General features: G+C 56.3%; 8 protein-coding genes. All 8 read left to right on the top strand.

The window, feature by feature from the left end; genetic code table 11:
- Positions 1–90: hypothetical protein (locus QMN38_RS21535; RefSeq protein ID WP_323604567.1), on the top strand; the 90-nt coding region annotated here is incomplete at its 5' end.
- Positions 91–108: 18 nt separating this feature from the next.
- Positions 109–1,446 (top strand): type VI secretion system baseplate subunit TssK, encoded by a 1,338-nt coding sequence (tssK, locus tag QMN38_RS21530; RefSeq protein WP_323605997.1) that lies wholly within the window; start codon positions 109–111, stop codon positions 1,444–1,446.
- Positions 1,443–2,096, top strand: coding sequence for a type VI secretion system protein TssL, short form (gene tssL / locus QMN38_RS21525; RefSeq protein ID WP_323605996.1), 654 nt, complete (start codon positions 1,443–1,445; stop codon positions 2,094–2,096). The genes tssK and tssL overlap by 4 nt, the downstream gene beginning before the upstream one ends.
- Positions 2,097–2,099: 3 nt before the next feature.
- Positions 2,100–3,815, top strand: a complete 1,716-nt coding sequence (locus QMN38_RS21520) for an OmpA family protein (protein WP_323605995.1) — start codon at positions 2,100–2,102, stop codon at positions 3,813–3,815.
- 13 nt (positions 3,816–3,828) lie between these two features.
- Positions 3,829–4,320 (top strand): type VI secretion system effector Hcp, encoded by a 492-nt coding sequence (hcp, locus tag QMN38_RS21515; protein ID WP_271456705.1) that lies wholly within the window; start codon positions 3,829–3,831, stop codon positions 4,318–4,320.
- A 172-nt stretch (positions 4,321–4,492) separates the two neighbouring features.
- Positions 4,493–7,132, top strand: coding sequence for a type VI secretion system ATPase TssH (gene tssH, locus QMN38_RS21510; protein WP_323605994.1), 2,640 nt, complete (start codon positions 4,493–4,495; stop codon positions 7,130–7,132).
- Positions 7,125–7,673, top strand: coding sequence for a type IV secretion protein Rhs (locus tag QMN38_RS21505; protein WP_323605993.1), 549 nt, complete (start codon positions 7,125–7,127; stop codon positions 7,671–7,673). Before tssH ends, QMN38_RS21505 begins: the two co-directional genes overlap by 8 nt.
- Entirely contained in the window at positions 7,667–8,128 is a 462-nt protein-coding gene (locus QMN38_RS21500; RefSeq protein WP_323605992.1) for a putative T6SS immunity periplasmic lipoprotein, read from the top strand. The genes QMN38_RS21505 and QMN38_RS21500 overlap by 7 nt, the downstream gene beginning before the upstream one ends.
- Positions 8,129–8,197 lie beyond the last annotated feature (69 nt).

Genomic DNA, 8,197 nt, shown 5'->3' with positions numbered 1-8,197 from the left:
GTGAAGTTGTACGCCATCCCGCACTTCCAGGTGGAAGGCATGGACGTCAACCTGTCACTGGTTTCCCAGATGCCGAAAGCCAAATCGTAAGGCGAGGGGAAACCAGGGATGAAAATTTACCGCCCACTTTGGGAGGATGGGGCTGCTCTGGCCCCGCAACAGTTCCAGCAGCAGGCTCGCTGGAATGGACACGTTGCCGACATGGTCGCCCGGATGGGTATTTCTCATCCCTGGGGCGTGGTTGCGGCAGAGTTTGATGATGCTGCACTGGCACTCGCGCGCCTGAATGCCACCCGTCTGGTGGTGCGCTTTCAGGATGGTACCCTTGTTGATACCGAACTGGCCGATAACCTTCCGCCAGTCTGTGATTTTTCCGCCGCAAGTGGCTCTGAAACCGTTGAAGTGGTTGTTGCCCTGCCGTTACTGAGCGCCAGTGGCGGCAACCTCGATAACGGCCAGGACAGTGAGCGCCCGCGTCGCTGGAAAGCTGAGCGTGTTGTGGTTCAGGAACTGGCCGGGCATGAAAGTGGGGAACTCGCCATTCTGCGTAATGCCATCACGCTTCGTTTGTCTACGCAGGAAAACTCCGCTTATCTGACCTGTCCGGTGACCCGCCTGGTGCGTAATGTGCAGGGGCAGTGGAGCCGAGACCCGGCCTTTATCCCGCCGATGCTGTCTGTTGCCGCGAGCCCGTGGCTGACCACTGAACTGGGTGACCTGCTGGTCCGCCTACAGGCACGACGTAAGCGTCTGATGGCCATGCGCCGTGAAAGCAATGAGCGGATGGCCGACTTTGCGGTCGCGGATGTCTCCCTGTTCTGGCTGCTCAATGCCCTGAATAGCGCCGAGCCGGTACTGATGGAACTGCTGCAGACGTCGGAGCGTCATCCGGAACTGATGTACTGCGAACTGGCACGTCTGGCAGGCAGCCTGCTGACCTTCTCACTGGAGCACGATGCCGGGGATATTCCTGCTTATCAGCACGATGCACCGGAGCGGGTATTCCCGCCGTTGCTGGCACTGCTCGATAAGCTGCTGGAAGCGAGTTTGCCGTCGCGAGTGGTGAGTATCCATCTGGAGCATCAGGATCAGATCTGGAAAGGTGCTCTGCACGATGCGCGCCTGCGCGAAGGGGCGGATTTCTACCTCTCCGTACGCTCCTCCATGCCGAACCATGAGCTTCAGACGAGATTCCCGCAGCTGTGTAAAGCGGGCAGCTTTGATGATGTGTCGGACGTGGTGAATGTGGCCCTGAGCGGAATGGTTATCAAACCTCTGACGCATGTTCCGGCCGCTATCCCGTTACGTCTTGAGAATCAGTATTTCTCGCTGGATCTGAGTACTGATGCGGGTCGCGCGATGCTTGAGATGGGCAGTTGCACCTTCTATACCCCGCGCTCACTGGGGGATGTGAAACTTGAACTCTTCGCGGTGCTGCGCTCATGAATAAATCCGAACTCAGCCAGACAGAACGTATTTTTTACCCGGGGTGGCTGATGGCCAGCCAACTGCGAGGCGGTCAGGAAGTCCGTGATGGGGAAGGGCTCTATCGTCGGGCCTGCCATCTGGTGCTGGAGGCAAAAGCGGCGCTCACGGAGGCAGGTTACAGCGATATCAGCCGTGACCATATGGTGTATGCCCTGTGCGCACTGCTTGATGAAAGCGTGATGAACCGGGGAACCTCCGATGATGGCTATTTGATCTGGCGCCGTGACCCGCTACAGGCGCACTTCTTTGGCACCCTTAATGCTGGTGAGGATTTATGGGAAAGGATCCGAAACCTGCTGAAAGAAACCGCCCCTGACGCCGCCGTCCTGACCTGCATGTACCGAACTCTGCAACTGGGGTTCGTGGGTCAGTATCGCGCCCAGGATGATGAGCGTCGGGAAGATATTGTTCGCGTTCTCGCGGAACGGGTGCCGGCCTTCACGGTGGTGCAGGACGCCCCCATTGTTGCACGCGCTTCACGTCTGCATAGTGGCCGTCGCTGGTACTGGCTGAGCTGGGTTGTGGCCGCTGTCGCCCTGGCGGCGCTCTGGTTCTTTCTTTCGTCTTCGCTTACCGATCTGGTAAGCCAGACCGTCAGGCCGGGGTAAGCGATGCGGGATGCGTATCGAAGTCTGTTAACTGCTCTGGGGGCTGTACTGGCGCTGTGGCTCATTCTCGGATTCTGGCCACTGTCTACAGGTAGCCGTTTGGCACTTAGCCTGCTGGTTGTTCTGGTGTCCGGGGTGATGTTCTGGCGTCAGAGCTGGGCTTCTCAGGCGCGAGCGGCCGCTGTCCGGGATATTGTGGATGAAAACCTGCCCCCGGAAGACTTTCAGGGGGCGGTGATCCTGGTCTGTGGGGATAACGCTCCACTGTTTGTGTCTGGCTCCCACCATCGGGAAACCCGGCAGGGATGGTATTTGTGGGTGAAAGATGCGGAACAGCTGCCACTCTTTGCCCAACACCTGAGTCTGGCGCGCCCGGCTCTGGTATCTCAAATCTCCGTCATGCTGGCGGTGGTACCTGAACAGCACACATCCGGTGATAATTTTACCCAGTCTCTGCGGGGCTGGCAGCGTGCTGTGGTCCAGTGCCGTGCGGCATTTGGCACGATCCCCCCGCTGTGGACCGTGACCTGGGTATCGCCCCCTGAGGTCTGCGCGGAGCCCGAACCCGTCTGGTTTACCACTGTAAGCCAGCGAAGCGGTATTCAGGTGTATCAGTCCGGTCAGGGTAATGTGTCATTGACGGAGTGGACCCGGGATAGTGGATCTGACGGGCGACTTTCTCGTCTGGGTCTGGGTCTGTGGCTGGACAGCCTGCTTGCCTGGCAGAACAGCGCGGTGAATGACCTGCTGTCGGTACGGCTGGGTGAACTACCGATGATGAAAATCTGCGTACAGGGCATGTGCATGGTGTCGGTGAGCGGTGTCGCGGGCAATATCTGGCAACAACACATCACTTCTGTGACGTCGCTGCCACCGGATACGGCCGAGACCACAGAGCTACTGCCATTGCCTGAGCAGCTGTTGCCAGCGTTACCGCGCCGGCGCGGCGTCAGCCGCCAAATGGTGTTCTGGCGTCATGCCGGATTACTGGGCGGAATTTTCCTCGCGTTGGCCATGCTGGCGTCCTGGATGAACAACCAGCGCCTCATTCGTAATGTTGGCGATCACCTTGCGTTGTATCACCAACTGGCGGGGAAGCCTGTGGCACCGAAACTGCGGGCGCAGCAGCGCCTTAGGGCTGATGGTGCATTTCTGGACGACTGGCAGCGCCGTGGGGAGCCACTGCGTTATCGCCTGGGTCTGTATCAGGGGCTGCGCCTGATTCCGCACGTTGAGGCCGCCGTCAGCGACTGGGCACCTCCGCCCCCGCCTCCACCGGTCATTAAAAAAATCATTCAGGGCCCGAAAACCATTCGCCTCGACAGCATGTCGCTGTTCGATTCGGGTAAATACGACCTCAAAACCGGCTCCACCAAAATGCTGGTGAACTCGCTGGTCGGCATTAAGGCGAAGCCGGGCTGGCTGATTGTGGTCGCAGGCCACACGGATAACACCGGGAATGCGCAACTGAACCAGGCGCTGTCACAGAAACGTGCTGAAGCGGTGCGCGACTGGATGCGGGACACCGGTGACGTGCCGGAAAGCTGTTTTGCGGTGCAGGGCTATGGCGCAAGCCGTCCGATCGCAACCAATGACACCCCGGAGGGCCGTGTGCTCAACCGCCGTGTCGAAATCAGTCTGGTACCGCAGGCCAGTGCCTGCCAGATACCGGGCAAACCCTCAGCGTTATCGCAGGATGATGACGTTTCTCAACATTAATGGAGTAAATCCGATGGCAATTCCTGTTTATCTGTGGCTGAAAGACGACGGCGGCGCGGACATCAAAGGGTCTGTTGACGTTCAGGATCGTGAAGGCAGCATCGAAGTGGTGGCTCAGGAACATAACCTGTACATCCCGACCGACAACAACACCGGCAAGCTGACCGGTACCCGTATCCACACCCCGTTCCTGTTCACCAAGGAAATCGATTCGTCCAGTCCGTACCTGTACAAGGCGGTGACCACCGGTCAGACCCTCAAATCTGCGGAATTCAAGTGGTACAAAATCAACGACGCGGGCCAGGAAGTGGAGTACTTCAACACCAGGCTTGAGAACGTGAAAGTGGTGAAAGTGAATCCTGAAATGTACGACATCAAGGATCCTTCCAAAGAGAAGCATAACCACCTGGAACGCGTTGAACTGCGTTACGAAAAAATCACCTGGACCTACAAAGACGGCAACATCATTCATTCCGACTCCTGGAACGAACGCGCCACCGCGTAAGTCACGAGCGGGCAGAGTTTCTCTGTCCGCTTTTTTGCTGAGTGCCTGTCTGAAACGGGCTTTCAGCAAAGAAAACCACAAACTGCCAGCCTGACCGTATGCGCTTTGGTCCCCTTCACGGGAAACAGCGAGGGGCGGTAGCGTGTCAAGGAACCGACAAAGAGAGATATTCATGGAAAATCCAGCCATCCTGTTACGTCGTCTGAACCCTTACTGTGCCCGGGCCATGGAGGGTGCGGCTTCTCTGTGCCAGACCCGCGCCCATGCTGATATCCTGCCTGAGCACTGGCTGCTGAAACTGCTGGAGCAGGGGGAGGGTGATCTCACCGTGCTGGCCCGTCGCTACGAATGGGATATGGATACCATCTGGCAGGATTTGCTGTGCTGGCTGGACAAGCAGCCGCGCTCAGTACGTCAGCGACCGCAACTGTCTGACACTATTCAAACGCTGATGCAGCAAGCCTGGCTGTTGGCTTCACTCGCTGGAGAAGAGCAAATCCGCAGTGTGCATCTGCTGATGGCACTGGTGGATAAGCCCAAACTGGCGCGCTGCGATGGTCTGTGGCCGTTACTGACGCTCGGCCAGAGTCAGCTTGAGCGTCTTCGTCCGCTGTTGGATACGCAGTCGGATGAACGTCCGGAGGTTCAGCAGGAAGCGAAGCTGGCACAGAGCCATGGCGGCGAGGTCGAATTCGTTGGCCACCCGGTTGGCGCGGGGGGTAAAGACGATGAACTGACCCCGGCGCTACAGAACGCGCTGGATAAATTCACCCTCGATATCACCGCCAAAGCGAAAGAGGGCAAGATTGACCCGGTGTTCGGCCGCGATACCGAAATCCGTCAAATGGTCGATATTCTCTCGCGTCGCCGCAAGAACAACCCCATTCTGGTCGGTGAACCGGGTGTCGGTAAAACCGCGCTGGTTGAGGGCCTGGCGCTGCGTATTGCCGAAGGCAACGTCCCGGAGTCCCTCAAATTGGTGAGCCTACGTACCCTCGACCTGGGCCTGTTGCAGGCGGGCGCAGGCGTGAAAGGCGAGTTCGAACAGCGTCTGAAAAACGTCATTGATGCCGTGCAGCAGTCACCCATCCCGATATTGCTGTTTATCGATGAGGCCCACACCATTATCGGTGCTGGCAACCAGGCAGGGGGCGCAGATGCGGCCAACCTGCTGAAACCGGCGCTGGCTCGTGGCGAACTGCGCACCATTGCCGCTACCACCTGGAGTGAATACAAACAGTATTTCGAGCGCGATGCCGCGCTGGAACGCCGCTTCCAGATGGTGAAGGTCGACGAGCCGGATGACGACACCGCCAGCCTGATGCTGCGCGGCCTGAAATCCCGCTACGCCGAACACCATAATGTGCATATCACCGACAATGCGGTGCGTGCCGCGGTCACATTATCCCGCCGTTACCTGACCGGCCGCCAGCTGCCGGACAAAGCTGTCGACCTGTTGGATACCGCCGCCGCGCGTGTGCGGATGAGCCTCGACACCGTGCCGGAACAAATTGTGCGCCTGAAAGCGCAGCTGACCGCGCTGGCGCTGGAGGAGCAGGCGCTGCTGGAAGATATTGCGGCAGGTAGCAACCGTCATGGTGACCGTCTGAGTGCCATTGAACAACAGCGTGCACCGCTGGAAAGCACTCTGCAGCAGTTGGAAATCCGCTTCACTGATGAAAAACTGCTGGCACAGCAGTTGATGACCAGCCGTCAGGACATCAGCCAGCAGGCTGAGATTTCCGACCTGCAACAGCAGCTCGAACAGGCACAACAGGGTGATGTACTGGTTCAGGTGGATGTGGACACCCGCACGGTTGCGAACGTGATTGCCGACTGGACCGGCGTGCCGCTGTCTTCCCTGATGAAAGACGAGCAGACCGAACTGCTGACGCTTGAAAACGAAATCGGCAAACGTGTCGTCGGCCAGGATGTGGCGCTTGAAGCCATTGCCCAGCGCCTGCGTGCGGCGAAAACTGGACTGACGTCAGAGAATGGTCCACAGGGTGTGTTCCTGCTGGTTGGCCCGAGTGGCGTCGGAAAGACTGAAACCGCACTGGCGCTGGCGGATGTGCTGTATGGCGGTGAGAAGTCACTGATTACCATCAACCTGTCCGAGTACCAGGAGCCGCACACTGTTTCCCAGTTGAAAGGCTCACCACCGGGCTACGTGGGTTACGGTCAGGGCGGCATCCTCACCGAAGCCGTGCGCAAGCGCCCGTACAGCGTGGTGCTGCTCGATGAAGTTGAAAAAGCCCACCGTGATGTGATGAACCTGTTCTACCAGGTGTTCGACCGCGGCTTTATGCGTGACGGCGAAGGCCGTGAAATCGACTTCCGTAACACCGTTATTCTGATGACCTCGAACCTCGGCAGTGACCATCTGATGCAACTGCTCGATGAGCAGCCGGACGCGACCGAGGGCGACCTGCACGAACTGCTGCGTCCGGTTTTGCGCGACCATTTCCAGCCGGCACTGCTGGCCCGCTTCCAGACGGTGATTTATCGTCCGCTGGCCGAAACGGCGATGCGTACCATCGTGGAAATAAAGCTGTCACAGGTCAGCAAGCGCTTACATCGTCACTACGGCCTGACCACGCAGATTGATGAGAGCCTGTATGACGCACTCACTGCTGCCTGCCTGCTGCCGGACACCGGCGCACGCAACGTCGACAGCCTGCTCAACCAGCAAATCCTGCCGGTGCTGAGCCAGCAGTTGCTGGCCCACATGGCGGTGAAGCAGAAACCACGCAGCCTGACGCTGGGATGGAGTGAGGAAGAAGGGGTTGGGCTGGAGTTTGCTCATGGCTGAAGAAAATCAGGATCAGTACAGAATCAAAGAAGGTGGGCTCAGGCTACTTACGGCAGGGGAAATACAGCTGGCGCAATCCGTTTTTTTATCCACCATTGATTATTCGAAAGTATGGATCCACAGAGAGAGCTATCTCCCTTTCAATTTACAGGATAGCAATACGGCGATGACCCCGAATGGTGAAATATATTTTCAAAGTGAGTACAGGGATGATTTTTCGCAGTCTACCGATGATCTGCAGCATATGTTTATCCACGAAATGAGCCATGTCTGGCAACGAGCAAGAGGGATGAATGTTATTGGGCGAGGATTAGTCAGTTGGATGGTCAGCTACCATTACTCGCTTGATGGTCGCTTGTTGAGTGAATATTCAATGGAACAAGAAGCACAAATTATAGCGGATCATTTTATCCTGGATGTCCATGGCTATGATCGTTGGCAGCGCCTCAGAGGCTGGGAGATTGTGACTCTTGATGGGGATAGTTCTGAAACAACCATCCGAGAAATGTATAGAAATTCATTGAGAGGATTTCCATGGTGAAAATAAAGCAGAAACATTCAATATTATTTTTTGTTTTGTGCGTCATTTCAATTTTTATATTGACAGGTTGTCCTTGGGGAGGCATGAAGTATTACCCTGCCGAAACGGCCAATGTTTGGATGAAAAATCATGCAGTTTGTTTTTATGTTCCTGACAGTAAGGATTATCAGCCTGTTTTCATCTCGATAAATCCCAGGGGGACATCCTCTAAGGAAAGACAATTTACTGAACAACCCAAATTACGAATAACAGATGGTCAATTGTGCATTAGTCCCTCTTTTTACTCTTTTCCTTATACGTCAAAAAAAGCCTTTATTGTTGAAATTGTGTTGCGTTCCCAGGATAGACGTCATCATCCAAGAAGTTTTGTTACTGGATTTGAAATGATCAACGGGAGAGCTAGGAATGTACCATTGACAACACGAGAATTCGATGTGCCCGAGACGTCACGTTAATTTAAACTCTCGGTTGTGATGTTGTGGTCGGCACGTAATCCTTTTTTGCACTAACATCACCTTCGATAG

This window comes from Citrobacter sp. R-1.5.2 (assembly GCF_035064245.1).
Taxonomy (GTDB): domain Bacteria; phylum Pseudomonadota; class Gammaproteobacteria; order Enterobacterales; family Enterobacteriaceae; genus Citrobacter.
Note: the sequence above shows the minus strand (reverse complement) of the source record. Positions and strands in the feature narration are given on the sequence as shown.

Coding starts and splice junctions, on each gene's coding strand:
- QMN38_RS21520 (WP_323605995.1), top strand. CDS start 2,100: ATGCGGGATGCGTATCGAAGTCTGTTAACTGCTCTGGGGGCTGTACTG.
- QMN38_RS21505 (WP_323605993.1), top strand. CDS start 7,125: ATGGCTGAAGAAAATCAGGATCAGTACAGAATCAAAGAAGGTGGGCTC.
- QMN38_RS21500 (WP_323605992.1), top strand. CDS start 7,667: ATGGTGAAAATAAAGCAGAAACATTCAATATTATTTTTTGTTTTGTGC.
- tssK (WP_323605997.1), top strand. CDS start 109: ATGAAAATTTACCGCCCACTTTGGGAGGATGGGGCTGCTCTGGCCCCG.
- tssH (WP_323605994.1), top strand. CDS start 4,493: ATGGAAAATCCAGCCATCCTGTTACGTCGTCTGAACCCTTACTGTGCC.
- tssL (WP_323605996.1), top strand. CDS start 1,443: ATGAATAAATCCGAACTCAGCCAGACAGAACGTATTTTTTACCCGGGG.
- hcp (WP_271456705.1), top strand. CDS start 3,829: ATGGCAATTCCTGTTTATCTGTGGCTGAAAGACGACGGCGGCGCGGAC.